Source organism: Streptomyces sp. Rer75 (assembly GCF_013414305.1).
Taxonomy (GTDB): domain Bacteria; phylum Actinomycetota; class Actinomycetes; order Streptomycetales; family Streptomycetaceae; genus Streptomyces; species Streptomyces himastatinicus.
In genome coordinates this window covers 9,268,912-9,283,924 of record NZ_CP058693.1, presented here as the reverse complement: position 1 = coordinate 9,283,924, position 15,013 = coordinate 9,268,912, and the positions used below count along the sequence as shown (strand labels likewise).

Here is a 15,013-nt window from a genome sequence, read left to right as displayed (position 1 = left end):
AGTCGACGCATCCCCGGCCCCGGCCCGCCCTGCGGCTTCCCTGAGCTGTGACATTCTGGTGGGTGGGTGCCCTGCCACTCCTGGGCGGCGCGGTCCGGCCTCGCCGGATGCGGCACCCCTGCCCCCGCCGCCCGTGTTCCGGGACTTCCACCTGCCCGTACCTGCGGCACGGAGGGGAGGCAGACGGGAACATGCCCCATGGTGCCGGTCCGATGTCCCCGGCGCCGGAACCCACCGGGAGGGAGCGGGTTCTGGCGTTCGCCGGGGTCTCGCTGGCGGCCGTCTATGTGCTGGGCGAGGGGAGCGACGGCCTGCGGCTGGTCGAGACGGCGAGGGCGTCCGGGACCACCGCGGCTCCGCATGCGCTGCCGGAACACTATGCGCTGTCCGACCGCTCCCCCGCCGCCGACGCCCTGTGCACCGGCCGCCCCGTGTGGCTGGACTCCGAGGGCGTGGCCGCGTACCAGCAGGACGGGTCGGCGGGGCGGTGGCCGGGTGCCTCGCTGGGCGCGCTGCCGCTCGGGGGCGAGGGCAGCCGGGTGGGCTGTCTGCTCATCGTGGGCAGCGCCGCGGACGGCTTCGAGGCGGAGCAGCGGGGCTTTCTGCTGCGCTACGCCGACGCCATCGCCACCCGGCTCCGGTCGGCCGGTGCGTCCCGCCCGGCGAACGGCGCCGGAGCGTCCAGGCTGCTGGGTCCCGCGCTGCGGAGTCTGCGCGTCGGGTCGTTCGTGCTGCTGCCCGGCACCGGCCGGATCGAGGCGGACGCGACCCTGCTCGACCTGGTCGGTATCGCCCCGGACGACTTCGACGGCAGGGTGGACACGCTGCTCGCGTGCACCGTGCCGGAGGATGTGCCCGCGCTGCTGTCGGTCGTCGAGCCCACCGCGCAGGTGGCCGGGGACCGCGAGCTGGAGTTCCGGATCCGCCGTTCGACCGGCGAGGTGCGCTGGCTCCGGCTGAGCTGCCGGGTGGGGACCGATGCGGCGGGCCGCCCGGAACGCGTCGTGGGCGTGGTCACCAGTGCCGCCGCGCTGCGCTCCCGCGCCGACGACGTGTCCAGGGTGCAGTGGCTGACGACGGCGCTGGACGACGCCATGACGGTCCGGGACGTGAGCCGGGTGGTGATCGCCGCCCTGGGCGAGCCGCTGGGAGCGGACCGGGTGGCACTCGCCGAGCTACAGGCGGACCAGCTGGTGGTGGTGGGGCTCGATCCGTCGCGGGCCGACGCATGGCCGGAGCTGTGGCGTTCGGAGTGGCACTCCGAGTGGCCCGACGTGTCCATCCACGCCCTGCCGAGCCTGCGGGCCGCCCTGCTCGAGGGCCGACCGCGGCTGTGGCCCGCGGGGGCGGAGCTGGAGCCGGGGCTCGCGGGCATCGGCCCCGGGGGGCTGGCCGTGCTGCCGCTCCCGGCCCATGGGCAGGTGGCGGGGGTGTGCCTGATCGGCTGGGACGCTCCGCATCCGTTCGGCCCCGAGGAGCGGTCTCTGCTCACGGCGACCGCGGGGCTGGTCGGCCAGACCCTGATGCGGGCGCACGCCTACGACGCCGAGCAGGAGCTGGCCACGATGCTCCAGCGCTCCCTGCTGCCGCGCAGCCTGCCGCCGCTGCCCGGCGGGGTGGCGGTGGCCCGCTACCTGCCCGCGATGCGGGGACTCCAGGTGGGTGGCGACTGGTACGACGTGATCGCGCTCTCCGAGAGCCGGGTGGCGCTGGTCATCGGCGATGTGCAGGGGCACAGCGCCGCCGCCGCGACGATCATGGGGCAGATGCGGACGGCGGTCCGTGCGTACGCCGTGGAGGGGCATCCGCCGGATGTGGTGGTGTCCCACGCCAACCGGCTGCTCGTGGGCATGGAGACGGATCTGTTCGCCACCTGCACCTATGTCGAGCTGGACATGGAGGAGGGCAACGCCTGGTTCGTCCGGGCCGGGCATCTGGCGCCGCTGGTGCGCCGCCCGGACGGCACCACCGAGGAGGTGGTGGTCGAGGGCGGGCTGCCGCTGGGAATCGTCGCGGACGCGGAGTTCCCCATGACGGCGGAGCCGCTGGCCCCGGGCACGGTCGTCGCGCTGCTCACGGACGGCCTGGTCGAGTCCTCGACGCTGCACCTGGACGAGGGCATGCGCCGGATGCGGGTCGCGCTGGCCGCCGCCCCCGCGGATCTCAGCCGGATGGCGGACGCGCTGCTCGGGGTGGCCGACCGGCGGGACGACGACGTGGCGCTGCTGCTCCTGCGGTACGACGGCATGCGGGTCCGGCCCATCCGGGCGGGCTGGCTGGTGTGGCGGCTGCCGGACGCGGTGATGCACGCCCGCCGCTTCACCGCGCGCACGCTGCGCTCGTGGGGCCTGGCGGACCAGGGCGATGTGACGCTGCTGGTCGTCTCGGAACTGGTCACCAACGCGCTGATGCACACGCACGGCACGGTCCGCCTCGACCTCACGTACGCCGTGGACCGGCTGCGCGTCGCGGTGACCGACTCCTCCCCCAGGGCGCCCGCCAAGCCGGTGGTCACGGACTGGGAGGCGACCGGTGGCCGGGGTCTGCTGCTGGTCGAGGCGATGTCGGCGTCCTGGGGCTCCGTACCGGTCGGCGGCGGCAAGCAGGTGTGGAGCGAGATCGTCGTACCCGGCCGTGAGCCCGGTCCCGACGACACCGAGCCCGGGCCCCGCGTCCGGCAAGGGGGTGCGTGACATGAGGATGTCCCGTACGCGCAGCGCCGTCGCCGCCGTGGCCGCGGGGCTGCTGGCCGTGTCCCTGGCGAGTTGCGGAGAGAACGGCGGGGCGCAGCGCGGAAACGGCTTCACGATCGGCCTGCTGCTGCCGAGCCAGCAGGTCACCCGGTACGAGAAGTCCGACCGGCCGATGATCGAGAAGCGCGTGAAGGAGCTGTGCCCGGGCTGCACCGTGGACCACGCCAACGCCGGGGACGACGTGGCGAGCCAGCAGCGGCAGATGAACTCCATGATCACCCGAGGGGTGGGGGCGCTGATCCTCGACGCCGTCGACGTCAAGGCGCTGCGTTCCTCGGTGCAGGCGGCACACAAGGCGGGCATCCCGGTCATCGCCTACGACCGGCTCGCCGAGGGCCCGATCTCGGGCTTTGCCTCGTTCAACGGCGGAGAGGTCGGCAGGCTCCAGGCCAGGGCACTCCTGGACGCCATGCGGGCCAAGGGGGACGGCCGCCAGATCGTCATGATGAACGGCGATCCGAGCAGCCCCAACGCCACCTGGTTCAGGAAGGGCGCGATGTCCGTCCTGAAGGACAAGGTGCGGATCGGCAAGTCGTACGACGTGGTCGAGTACCGGCCGGACAACGCGTACGACAACATGCGAGCCGCCATCACGGCGCTGGGCCCGCACCGGATCGGCGGAGTCCTGGCGGTCAACGACAGCGTCGCCTCCGGTGCCATCTCGGCGCTGAAGTCCGCGCGGGTCAGGCCGGTGCCGCCGGTCACCGGCCAGGATGCCGACATCGACGCCGTGCAGCGCATCGTCAGCGGCGACCAGTACATGACCGTCTACAAGCCCTTCAAGGCCGAGGCGCATGCCGTCGCCGCCATGGCGGTGGCCCTGGGGCGGGGCCAGAGCCTGCGCTCCATCGCCCGGACGACGGTCGACAACGCCACCACCGAGAACATCCCGGCCTCCCTGCTCACCCCGGTCGCCGTGACGGCCGCCGACATCAGGAAGACCCTGGTCAAGGACGGTGTGTACACGATCGAGGAGATCTGCACGCCCAAGCTCCGGACCGCCTGTGACAGGGCCGGTCTCACCCGCTGACGGAGGTGATTTTCCGTGGCCGCCCCTCCCCTGCTGGCGCTGCGCGGCATCTCCAAGCGCTTCGGCGGCGTCCAGGCGCTGGTCGATGTCGATCTCCAGATCCGGGCCGGTGAGGTGGTCGCCCTGGTGGGCGACAACGGCGCCGGCAAGTCCACCCTGGTCAAGGTGATCGCCGGGGTGGGCCCCGCCGATCAGGGCGTCATCGAGTGGGAGGGCCACACCGTCCAGATCAAACGGCCGCATGACGCGCAGGCCCTGGGCATCGCGGCCGTCTACCAGGACCTCGCGATGTGCGAGAGCCTCGACGTCGTCGGCAATCTCTTCCTCGGCCGCGAGGTGCACCACGCCGGGATCCTCGACGAGGTGGAGATGGAGCGGCGCGCCCGCGAGCTGATGCACACCCTGTCCATCCGCATCCCCGATGTGCGGGCGCCCGTGGCCATCCTGTCCGGCGGCCAGCGGCAGGCCGTCGCGATCTCCCGCTCGCTGCTGCGCGCGCCGAAGGTCCTGCTGCTCGACGAGCCCACCGCCGCCCTGGGCGTCGAGCAGACCAGCCAGCTCCTGGACCTCATCGAGGAGCTGCGCGACCGCGGTCTCGGAGTGCTCCTCATCAGCCACAACATGGGGGACATCAAGGCCGTGGCGGACCGGGTGGCGGTGCTGCGGCTGGGCCGTAACAACGGGCTCTTCGAGGTGCCCACCACCACCCAGGAGCGCATCATCTCCTCCATCACCGGCGCCGCCGACAACGCCGTGGCCCACCGCACGACGGGTGAGGAGGGGGCATGGCCGTAGGACAGAACATCCGGGGGTACGCCGACGCGGTGCGGCACCGGCTGCGCGGCGGCGAGGCGGCCCGGCGCGGACTGGGGGTCGGTGAGCGCGGTCCGCTCCTGGTGATCCTCGGTCTGGTCGTGATCTGGCTGGTCTTCCAGGGCCTGAACGCCAACTTCCTCTCGCCGCGCAATCTGTCCGACCTCAGCGTGGACATCGCCGCCACCGGTCTGGTCGCGGTGGGCATCGTGTTCGTGCTGCTGATCGGCGAGATCGACCTGTCGGTGGGCTCGGTCAGCGGGCTGGCGGGCGCCGCGTTCGCCGTGCTGAACGTGTTCCTCGGCATGCCGGAGTGGCTCGCCATCATCGTGGCGGTGGTCGCGGGGACGGCCGTGGGCGCCGTGCACGGGTTCTTCTTCGCCCGGGTCGGGGTGCCCGCGTTCGTGGTGACGCTCGCGGGGCTGCTGGCCTGGAACGGGCTGACCCTCTACCTGCTGGGCGCGAGTGGCACGATCAACATCGATGAGGGCGGTCTGGTCGCCGCGCTGACCAGCCTCTACTTCAGTGGCGGCGTCATCGCGTACGGTCTGGCCGCGATCGGCACGGCCGGGTACTTCCTGGCCGCGCGGCGGTCACGGCGGCGGCGCCGGGACGCCGGGGTGCCGTACCGGCCGCTGACCGAGATCGGGGTGCGCACGGGTGTCCTGGCGGTGCTCGCGTTCGCCACCGCCCATGTGCTCATCCGGTTCCAGGGCGTGCCGCTCGCCCTGCTGATCTTCTTGGCCGTCGTCGTCGGCTCGGATCTGCTGCTGCGCCGCACCCGGTCGGGGCGGAAGGTGTTCGCGGTGGGCGGCGGTGTCGAGGCGGCCCGCCGGGCCGGGGTGGACGTGGTGCGGGTGCGGATCGCGATGTTCATGGTGTCGGGGACGCTGGCGGCGGTCGGCGGTCTGTTCGTGGCCTCGGGGCTGACCTCGGCGAGTCCCACGACGGCCCGCGCGGCGGGCTCCGGCATGCTGCTGATCAACGCGGTGGCCGCGGCGGTCATCGGCGGCACCAGCATGTTCGGGGGGCGCGGCTCGGCGTGGTCGGCGCTGCTCGGTGCGCTGGTCATCCAGTCGATCGCCTCGGGCATGGCGCTGCTGGGCATCCAGGACGCCATCCAGTTCATGGTCACCGGCGGGGTGCTGCTGGCCGCCGTGGCCGCGGACTCGCTCACCCGGCGAGCCGCGCGGGCGCGCGGCCCCACCTGACGGTCGTCACGGTCCGGGCGTGACGCTATGCTGCACTAGAGCTTCCCATTCCCGGGCAAGCCGGACATCTCGCCGGGTGTTCTGGAAGGATCCGATGCGCTCACCATGACCATCGGAGTGCGATGAAACGTCTTCTCCTCACCCGCGCGGCCACGGCGGCCGCGCTCGCCGCGGCTCTGGTCGTCTCCGGCTGCCAGGGCACCGGCGTGCGGTCTTCCGGTGAGGGGAAGGAGAGCATCCGCGTGCTCGCCACCAAAAATCCCCAGATGGAGACCCTGAAGCAGTACACGAAGAAGTACTTCACCTCGCGGACCGGCATCGCCGTCGACTACACCCTGCTTCCGGAGAACGAGGCGCGGGAGCGGATGAACAGGGAGTTCGCCCGGCAGTCGGGCCGGTACGACGTGGCGAGCGTGAGCGCGTACGAGGTGCCGATCTACTCCAGGAACCACTGGCTCGCCCCGCTGGATTCCTATGCGAAGGCGGACCGGGCCTTCGACCAGAAGGACATCTTTCCCGGCCTGATCACGGCCGTGACCGGCAGCGACGGCAAGATTTACGCCGAGCCCTTCTACGGCGAGGGATCCTTCCTGATGTACCGCAAGGACCTCTTCCGCAAGACCGGGCTGACCATGCCGCGCGATCCGACCTGGAAGCAGGTCGCCTCGCTGGCGGCCAAGATCGACGGCATCGACGGCGCGAGCGGCATCTGCCTGCGCGGCCTGCCCGGCTGGGGCCAGAACCTCGCCCCCATCAACACCGTGGTCAACACCTTCGGCGGTGCCTGGTACGACATGCAGTGGAACGCCAAGCTCACCTCGCCGGAGTTCACCAGGGCGATTCAGTTCTATGTCGACCTGGTGCGCAAGTACGGCGAGCCCAACGCCGCCCGCAGCGGCGTCCTCGAAATCCTCGCCGACTTCAGCCAGGGCAAGTGCGCCATGATGTACGACGCCAGCTCGCTCGCCACGTCGATCGAGGCCGACGGCTCCACGGTCAAGGGCAAGGTCGGCTACGTCCCCGCCCCGCACGAAAAGACCCGCAGGGCGGGCTGGCTGTGGACGTGGGCCTGGGGCATCGAGAACGGCTCCAAGAAGAAGGACGCCGCCTGGAAGTTCATCTCCTGGGCCTCCTCCAAGCAGTACCAGGCGCAGATCGGCGACACGCTCGGCTGGAACGAGGCCCCGGCGGGCAGCCGGCAGTCGCTCTACGCCAACCCCAACTACCAGCGCGCGGCGGCCGCCTGGTACCGGGAGGAGTACGCGGCGGTGAAGCACTCCGCCAACCCCAAGAACCCGGGCGTCGGCCCGCGCCCCTACCAGGGCATCTCGTTCGTCGGCATCCCGCAGTTCGCCGACCTCGGCACCAAGGTGTCCGCACAGATCAGCGCGGCCATCGCCGGAAAGCAGTCGGTGCGCACGGCGCTCCAGGTCTCCCAGAAGCTCGCCCAGGACGCGGTGGCGGACTACCGCACCGGAGGCCGGGGACCTACTCGGTGACCGACCAGCACGGCATGACACCGGCGATGTGGCAGGCCATGAAGTACAGCGGAATCGGCGGCGTATACGGGGAGTCGCCCTCGGGACGGTGGATGAGGCGGGGGTTGCGGGACGTCCTGGCGGTGCGCGGACCGCTCGGCGACCCCACGAACGCCCCGACCGCATAGCTGGTGACGGCGGGCCACACCAGCCCGATGTGCGATCCGGCGGGCACGATCCACCACCAGTGCTCATCGCAGGCGAAGACACAGCCGATGCGGGGCAGCCGGTCCATGACCCGCTTCCCGTGGTCCGCGGACATCCCGACCGCGTCGTAGCCCAGCCCGGCGGACAGCCCCGCGGGGAGCGTCAGCCGTCCACGGCGCGCGCCACGCGGCGACCCCGGCGGGCCGCTCGCAGGATGCGGGGATTTCTTCCGCGGCATGTGAGCCGAAGGCAGGGGGAGGGTGGGGGGAACCACGATCGGTCGCCTTTCGTCTGCCTGCGCACTGTGGGCAGCGCCGGTCCTGCACTGCCCGGTGCCTACCGACGTACACACGCGAACGTTCCGCCGTCGCCGGGCCGCGAATCGGTCCGGCCCTTCCGACGTTTCCCCCGGCACCGCGGGCCAACTTCCGCGGAGTCACACAGTCGGTGACGGCATGTCCACTGTGTCATCTGCTATGAACGAGTTGCAAGAGGTAACTTGAAATTTGCAAGTCGTTGGATGCAGGTGCGGCGGCAGCGCATGATCGTGACAGACTGCAACCGTGGAACGCGGTGTGAGGAGGCAGGGAGTGGCGGCGGAATCCGCATGGGGCGGCGCTCCCTCCGTCCTCCGCATGATCCTCGGCAAGCAGCTGGAGGAGCTGCGGACCCGGACCGGGCTCAGCTACGACGAGGCGGGCGCGGCGATCGGCGTCAGCCACTCGACGATCCGCAGGATGGAAGCCGCGAAGGTGGCCCGGCTACGGCTCGCGGACGTCGAGAAGCTGCTCCAGACGTACGGCGTGACGGACCAGCACGAGATCGACACCTTTCTGAAGTCGGTCCGCGAGGCCAACAAGCGCGGCTGGTGGCACGTCTACCGCGATGTGATGCCGGACTGGTTCGCCGCGTACCTGAGCCTGGAACAGGCGGCGCTCCAGATCCGCGCGTACGAGCCGCAGTTCGTCCACGGCCTGCTCCAGACCGAGGACTACGCCCGCGCCCTGCTGAGCGCGGGCAATCCGCATGTCCCCGCCGAGGCCACCGAGCGCCGGATCGCCCTGCGCATGCGGCGCCAGGAGCTGCTGTCCCGCGAGTCCCCGCCCCGGCTGTGGGTCGTGATGGACGAGACCGTGCTGCGGTGGCCGGTCGGGGGCGCGGCCGTGATGCGCGCCCAGATCGACCACCTCATCGCGGTGAACGCGCTGCCGCACGTGACGCTCCAGATCATGCCGTTCGGCAACGGCCCGCATCCGGCGATGACGGCAGGCGCGTTCCATGTCTTCCGGTTCCGGGCCTCCGAGTTGCCTGACATCGTCTACCTGGGCGGGCTGGTCGGAGCGGTCTATCTGGACAAGACGGACGACGTGGTGGTGTACCGCGAGGCGCTGGACCGGGTGAGCGCCCAGTCGGCGCCCGCCCAGAAGACCGAGGCCCTGCTCGGCGAGATCCGCAAGGAGCTGTGACGTGGGCCTGGACAGTTGACCGACGATCTGATGGGAGGGGCGGGCGTTGCGCGACAACGGATGGCCGGCCGAACGGATTGACACCGAGAGCGCACATTCTGCGCGGATCTACGACTACATCATCGGTGGCAAGGACTACTACCCCGCCGACAAGGAGGCGGGCGACGCCATGGCCCGGGAGTGGCCCGCGCTGCCGATCCACATGCGGGCCAACCGGGACTTCATGAACCGGGCCGTGCGCTATCTGGCGGAGGAGGCGGGCATTCGGCAGTTCCTCGACATCGGAACCGGCATCCCCACCTCCCCCAACCTGCATGAGATCGCCCAGGCGGTCGCCCCGGACTCCCGGGTCGTGTACGTGGACAACGACCCCATCGTCCTCACCCTGTCCCAGGGCCTGCTGTCCAGCACGCCCGAGGGGAAGACCACGTACGTCGAGGCGGACATGCGCGACCCCGCCGCCATCCTGGACGCGCCGGAGCTGCGCGACACCCTCGACCTCGGCAAACCGGTCGCCCTGACGGTGATCGCGATCGTCCACTTCGTGCTCGACGAGGACGACGCGTACGGCATCGTCAACCGCCTGCTGGAGCCGCTGCCCTCGGGCAGCTATCTGGCGATGTCGGTCGGCACCGCCGACTTCGCGCCGGAGGAAGTGGGCCGCGTGGCCCGCGAGTACGCGGCGCGGGACATGCCCATGCGGCTGCGCACCGAGGCCGAGGCCGCGCAGTTCTTCGACGGGCTCGACCTGGTGGCGCCCGGTGTCGCCCAGGTGCACAAGTGGCATCCGGACGCCCGGAGCGGCGAGGGCATCAAGGACGAGGACATCGCCATGTACGGGGCAGTGGCCCGCAAGCCGTAGGGGGCGTCTTGCCGGGCTCGGACGGCTCAGCCCTCGGCGTCGTGGACGAGCAGCGCGATCTGGACGCGGTTGTTGAGGTCGAGCCGGGTCAGGATCCGCGACACATGGGCCTTCACCGTCGGCAGCGCGAGGTGCAGTTCGCGTGCGATCTCCGCGTTGGACCGGCCGCGTCCGACCGCCCGGGCCACGTCCCGCTCGCGCTCGCCCAGGAGCGCCAGCCGGGCCCGGGCGGTGGCCGCCCGGTCCTCCTGCCCGCCGTCACCCGTCACCTGCTCGATGAGGCGGCGGGTGACGGCGGGCGAGAGCACCGGATCGCCGGCGGCCACGGTCCGGATGGCGGTGACGATGTCCTGCGGCGGGGTGTCCTTGAGGAGGAATCCGGCCGCTCCGGCGCGCAGCGCCCGCAGCACATGGGCGTCGGTGTGGAAGGTGGTCAGCACCAGGACCTCCGGGGCGCCGGGCCGGGCCCGCAGGGTCCGGGTGGCGGTCAGCCCGTCGACGCCCGGCATCCGGATGTCCATCAGCACCAGGTCGGGCTCGTGACGGTCGACCAGTGCGGGCACTTCGGCCCCGTCGGCGGCCTCCGCCACGATCTCGATGTCCGGGGCGCCGCCCAGCATCAGGCGCAGCCCGGCCCGTACGATCGCGTCGTCGTCGACGAGCAGGACGCGGATCACTACCACGCCCCCCTTCCTCTTGCTCACCTTGACCGGTGGTGCCTCACCCCTGACCGGCGGCGGCCACGGTGTCCGCCGCGGGCCAGGGTAGCCAGGCGCGCACCCGGAAGCCGCCCTCGGCGGGTCCGGCCGTCAGCTCGCCGCCCGCCAGCCGGGCCCGTTCCGCCAGCCCGACCAGTCCCTGTCCGCCACCCGCGCCGCTGTGCGCGTCCGGGGCGGGTCCGGGTGGCGGGGTGTTGTGGACCTCGACCGTCAGCCGGTCCTCCGGGGTCCCGGCCACCCGTACCGTAACGGTCGCGCCGGGCGCGTGTTTGCGCGCGTTGGTCAGGCACTCCTGCACGATGCGGTACGCGGTGCGTCCCACCACCGGTGGTGGCGCCGGACCCTCCGGCGGCCCGGTCAGCTCGATCCGGCCGCCCGCCGCGCGCCCCTCGGCCACCAGCCGCTCCAGGTCGGCCAGTTGGGGCTGGGGCCGCTCGCCCTCGGGACCGGCGCGCAGCACCCCGATCACCTCGCGCAGATCGCTCAGGGCCAGATGGGCGCTCTCCCGGATCACCGCGGCGGCCCGTGCGATCTCGGTGCGGGGCGCGCTCGTATGGAACTCCAGCGCCCCGGCGTGCACGCTCAGCAGCGTCAGCCGGTGGCCGAGCGCGTCGTGCATCTCCCGGGCGTTTTCCTCCCGCGCCTCCCGCCGGGCCTGTTCGGCGCGCAACTCCGCGTCGGCCTCCGCCAGTTCGGCGCGTTCCCGCAGCGAGGCGATCAGCTGCCGCCGGGACCGCCGGAACAGCCCCCAGCCGATGGTCCCGGCGATGAGCGCGAAGTACGTCACGGCGGAGCCCGCGCGGTCCTCGGGCAGCTCCGGCAGCTGCGACAGAAAGACGGGGAGCGGCGCGAAGGCCAGCGCCGCGACCCAGGCCGTGGCGCGCCAGGGCCGGGTGGCGGCCACCGTGTACACCGCCACCATCGCGGGGCCGGTCATGTAGTGCGACAGATGGCTGCCAGCCAGCAGCAGCGCCACCGCCAGCCACACGGGCCACCTCCGCCGCAGCAGCACGGACGCACAGCCCAGCCCACCGGCCACCTGTTCGGCGGCCCGCAACGCGGGGCTCATGTCCTCCGGGACCGGTATGGACGGCGAGCTGACGACGGCGAAGCAGGCGGCGAAGAGGAACAGCCCCAGGTCGGCGGCCCAGTCCCGGCGGGTGCGGTGGATGCGGCGCATATCCCGGCAATGTACGCGGCCCCGACCCCCTTGACAGGCCTGACGGGCCTCCCTGCGACGGCCGCATACTTAAGTACGACACCGCGGCGGCGCACGGCAGACTTCGGTCACCGCCCGGCCGACCTCGGCCCGATCCCGCGCCACCGGGCGCGCTCCTACGGTCGGGCCATGACCTCCAGTTCCTCGAAGCCGCCGCTGGCGGCCGTATCCGATCTGCTCTGCTTCGTCCTCGTCGCCGGCGGTGGCAGCGGCCTGCTGCACGAATGGCTCGGCTGGACGATCCGCATCCTGGGGTTCGTACGGTTCCTCGCCCCCGACGGCTACGAGATCTACGCGTACATCGTGATGGTCGTCCTCGGGCTCATCGTGGGCGCGGCCGGTGACGCGGTCTTCCGGCGCGGCAAGGGCTGACTAGTGCATTTGGCGCCGCACCAACTCGTGCAGTTTTCCGCCCTGTTGGGCCATCAGCTCGGCCGGGGCGCCCTGTTCGACGACCCGGCCCTCCTCCATGACGAGCACGCGGTCGGCGTCCATGACGGTCGACAGCCGGTGGGCGATCACCAGTCGGCTGGCGTTGAGGCGGCGGGTGCTGTCGATGACGATGCGCTGGGTCTCGTTGTCGAGGGCGCTGGTGGCCTCGTCGAAGAAGAGGATGCGCGGGCGGCGGATGAGCGCCTGGGCGATCATCAGGCGCTGCCGCTGACCGCCCGAGATGGCGCCGCTGCCGGAGATCATCGTGTGGAGTCCCATGGGCATCTGGCGGATGTCCTCGGCCAGGCCCGCGAGTTCGGCGGCCGCCATGGCCTCCTCGGGGGTGAACGGCTCGGCGCCGCGGATGCAGTCGAGCACGGTGCCGCCCAGCGGCTGCGCGTTCTGGAGCACCACCCCGCACTGGCGGCGCACGGCGGCCTGGTCGAGGGCGGTCAGGTCCTGGCCGTCGTAGAGCACACTGCCGGACACCGGCCGCTCGAAGCCGATGAGGAGCCGCAGCAGGGTGGACTTGCCGCAGCCGCTGGGGCCGACGACGGCCACGAACTCGCCCGGCCGGATCTCCAGGGACACGTCGTCGAGGACCAGCGGCCCGTCGGCGCCGTACCGGAAGGTGAGGTTCCTGGCCTGGAGGGCGCCGGAGAGGGGGCCGGGCTGGGCACTGCCGCCGCGCACCTCGGGCGGCTCGTCCAGGATCGGCTTGACCTCCTCGAACATGGGCAGCACGGCGACCACCGAGACCAGCGCGTTGGTGAGCTGGGTGACGGAGGTCAGCAGCATGGTGACGGAGGTGTTGAACGTCAGGAAGCCGCCCGCCGACATGCTGCCCCGCGCCGGGCCGGCCAGCAGCAGGAACACGACGAGCGAGCACAGCGGAAGGTAGACGGCGTCGAGGACCTGGGTGAGGTTCTTGATGCGCCCGGTGCGCTGGTGCAGGTCGCGGGAGCGGGCGAAGCCGCGGGCCCAGGCCGCGTACGCGTAGTTCTCGGCCGCGGCGACCCGCAGCTTGGGCAGCCCGCGCAGGGTCTGGAACGCCTGGTTGTTGAGCTTGTTCTCGGTCTCCACCAGCCGTCGCTGCCAGCGCACCTGCCACAGGCCCATGGCGAAGAAGATGCCGCAGACGACCAGCAGCATGCCCATCACGGCGAGCGCGAGCGGCACGCTGAAGAACAGCAGCAGGGCGACGTTCATCGCCCCGACGGTGCCCGCCTGGAGCACCACCGGGGCGGTGCCGGACAGGATTCGGCGCATGGTGCTGATGCCCATGGCCGCGCTGGCGAGTTCGCCGGTGGAGCGCTCGGCGAAGAACGTGGTGGGCAGCCGCAGCAGCCGGTCCCAGACGGCGGGCTGGAGCGTGCTCTCCAGCCGTCCCTCCAGCCGCAGCAGGGTCAGGTTCTGGAGCAACAGGAAGGACGCGGCGACGACACTGGAGACGATCAGCGCCAGGGCGATCTGGACGATGGGGCTCTTCTCGGCGCGGGGTACGAACTCGCCGAGCACCTGCCCGGTGGCGATCGGCACCAGCGCGCCCAGCGCCACCGTCACCAGTCCGGCGGCGAACAGGCTGCGCAGGTCCGGCGCGGCGCCGCGGGCCGTGAAGCGCAGCAGCCGCCACATCGTCATCGGCCGCTCGGGCAGCGGGCGGTAGAACATCACCGCCCGCGGCTCGAACTCCTCCGCGGTGCCGCGGCCGATCCGTATCCGCAGGCCGGAGGCCGGGTTGACGGCCTCGTACCGGCCGCGCCGCCACAGCAGCGCCACCGGCGCCCCGGACAGGGCGCGGTAGCCCACCAGCGGTCCGGCGTCCTCGCGCCACCAGCGGCCCTCCAGCCGGACGGCGCGGGTGCGGATGCGCGCGTGGGCCGCGATGCGCTCCACGGGGTCCGTACGGTCGTCGGGGGCGGGGCCCTTGGGCGGTTCGGCGAGGGTGATCCCGGCGGCGTCCGCCACCGCCCGGCAGACCGCGTGCACGGCGTCGTCGGCGGTGTCGTCCGCGGCCCCGGGCGAGCGCCGCGGGCCTCCGATGGACGCGATGAGCGCCTCGTCGGCGCGCGAGCGTACGGCCTCACCGGCCCGGATACCGGCGGCCGTCCGGTCGGCGTGGGCCCGTTCCAGGGTGTCGATCCAGCGGTCCACGGCGGTGCCGAGCCGGTACTGCTGGTTGACCATCCGCTGCCACAGCGCGCCGTCGATCAGCAGGTCTCCGGCGGCCTGGGCGCTGTACTCGGCGCCGTAGCACACGCTGCCGGGCGGCACCGGGAGCCACAGCAGGTCCTCGTCGGCCGCCTCCTCTCCGGGCGGCGCTCCCCCGTCCAGCGGGGCCTGGAACAGCACGCCGAGGCTGCGGCTGATGCCGAGCGCCACGGCGTGTTCCAGCGGCGTCGGCGCCGGGTCCTGGAACGCGGTGCCGTCGGCGTAGGTGTCGTTGGCGTCGTAGGACGTGTCGTACGGGGTGCCGTACGCGTCGTACCGCTCCGGCCGGTACAGCTCGCGCAGCGGGATGCGGCGCAGCGCGCAGTCCTGCGAGGGCCGCCCGTGCAGGGTGTGGCGCGGGCCCTCGACGGGCCCGGGGAGCGCGGCGCCCGTCTCCAGGCGGCCGAGGAAGTGCCACTGCCCCTCCTCGGCGGCGTCGACCGCGAACAGGTCCAGGGCGCCCGCGACGACGAGCCAGAGCACCTGCGGGCCCTCCAGCGGGAGGCTGCGCAGCCCGGCGCCGTCGACCGGGGTGCCGAGGGCGCCCAGCGCCCGCACCACCGCGTCGCCGCCGTCGGCGTCCACGGCCGCGGGCGGGTGTACGGACGCCAT

12 protein-coding genes are annotated in these 15,013 nt (G+C 72.3%); 8 read left to right on the top strand and 4 right to left on the bottom strand.

Translation table 11 applies throughout. The features are described from left to right. The first annotated feature begins 191 nt into the window (after positions 1-191). The 5 genes from HYQ63_RS39375 (at position 192) to HYQ63_RS39355 (ending at position 7,306) form a co-directional block, all read left to right on the top strand. Entirely contained in the window at positions 192-2,693 is a 2,502-nt protein-coding gene (locus HYQ63_RS39375) for a SpoIIE family protein phosphatase (protein ID WP_179938561.1), read from the top strand. Between the two features lies 1 nt (position 2,694). Continuing rightward, the gene (locus tag HYQ63_RS39370; RefSeq protein ID WP_179938559.1) at positions 2,695-3,783 is read left to right on the top strand and encodes a sugar ABC transporter substrate-binding protein; all 1,089 of its coding nucleotides are present in this window, start codon (positions 2,695-2,697) and stop codon (positions 3,781-3,783) included. 15 nt (positions 3,784-3,798) lie between these two features. Then, positions 3,799-4,578 (top strand): ATP-binding cassette domain-containing protein, encoded by a 780-nt coding sequence (locus HYQ63_RS39365; RefSeq protein WP_179938557.1) that lies wholly within the window; start codon positions 3,799-3,801, stop codon positions 4,576-4,578. Continuing rightward, entirely contained in the window at positions 4,569-5,807 is a 1,239-nt protein-coding gene (locus HYQ63_RS39360) for a sugar ABC transporter permease (protein ID WP_179938555.1), read from the top strand. The genes HYQ63_RS39365 and HYQ63_RS39360 overlap by 10 nt, the downstream gene beginning before the upstream one ends. Before the next feature lie 122 nt (positions 5,808-5,929). Continuing rightward, entirely contained in the window at positions 5,930-7,306 is a 1,377-nt protein-coding gene (locus HYQ63_RS39355; RefSeq protein ID WP_179938553.1) for an ABC transporter substrate-binding protein, read from the top strand. Here the strand turns inward: HYQ63_RS39355 and HYQ63_RS39350 are convergent. After that, positions 7,296-7,730: a hypothetical protein gene (locus tag HYQ63_RS39350; protein ID WP_257232448.1), complete on the bottom strand. Its 435-nt coding sequence runs from the start codon at positions 7,728-7,730 to the stop codon at positions 7,296-7,298. The genes HYQ63_RS39355 and HYQ63_RS39350 overlap by 11 nt on opposite strands. Positions 7,731-8,082: 352 nt before the next feature. Between HYQ63_RS39350 and HYQ63_RS39345 the strand changes: the two genes are divergently transcribed. After that, the gene (locus HYQ63_RS39345; protein WP_179938549.1) at positions 8,083-8,958 is read left to right on the top strand and encodes a helix-turn-helix transcriptional regulator; all 876 of its coding nucleotides are present in this window, start codon (positions 8,083-8,085) and stop codon (positions 8,956-8,958) included. 46 nt (positions 8,959-9,004) lie between these two features. Then, positions 9,005-9,820, top strand: a complete 816-nt coding sequence (locus HYQ63_RS39340) for an SAM-dependent methyltransferase (RefSeq protein ID WP_179938547.1) — start codon at positions 9,005-9,007, stop codon at positions 9,818-9,820. 26 nt (positions 9,821-9,846) lie between these two features. Here the strand turns inward: HYQ63_RS39340 and HYQ63_RS39335 are convergent, their stop codons facing one another. Further along, entirely contained in the window at positions 9,847-10,503 is a 657-nt protein-coding gene (locus HYQ63_RS39335) for a response regulator transcription factor (protein ID WP_257232447.1), read from the bottom strand. A gap of 37 nt (positions 10,504-10,540) precedes the next feature. After that, positions 10,541-11,719, bottom strand: coding sequence for a sensor histidine kinase (locus tag HYQ63_RS39330; RefSeq protein WP_179938545.1), 1,179 nt, complete (start codon positions 11,717-11,719; stop codon positions 10,541-10,543). Positions 11,720-11,887: 168 nt separating this feature from the next. On the opposite strand from HYQ63_RS39330, the gene HYQ63_RS39325 reads away from it, so the two are divergent. Next, a complete protein-coding gene (locus HYQ63_RS39325; RefSeq protein ID WP_179938543.1) occupies positions 11,888-12,130 on the top strand; it encodes a hypothetical protein in 243 nt (80 codons plus the stop codon). On the opposite strand, the gene HYQ63_RS39320 is transcribed toward HYQ63_RS39325, so the two are convergent. Continuing rightward, positions 12,131-15,013, bottom strand: coding sequence for an NHLP bacteriocin export ABC transporter permease/ATPase subunit (locus HYQ63_RS39320; RefSeq protein WP_179938541.1), 2,883 nt, complete (start codon positions 15,011-15,013; stop codon positions 12,131-12,133).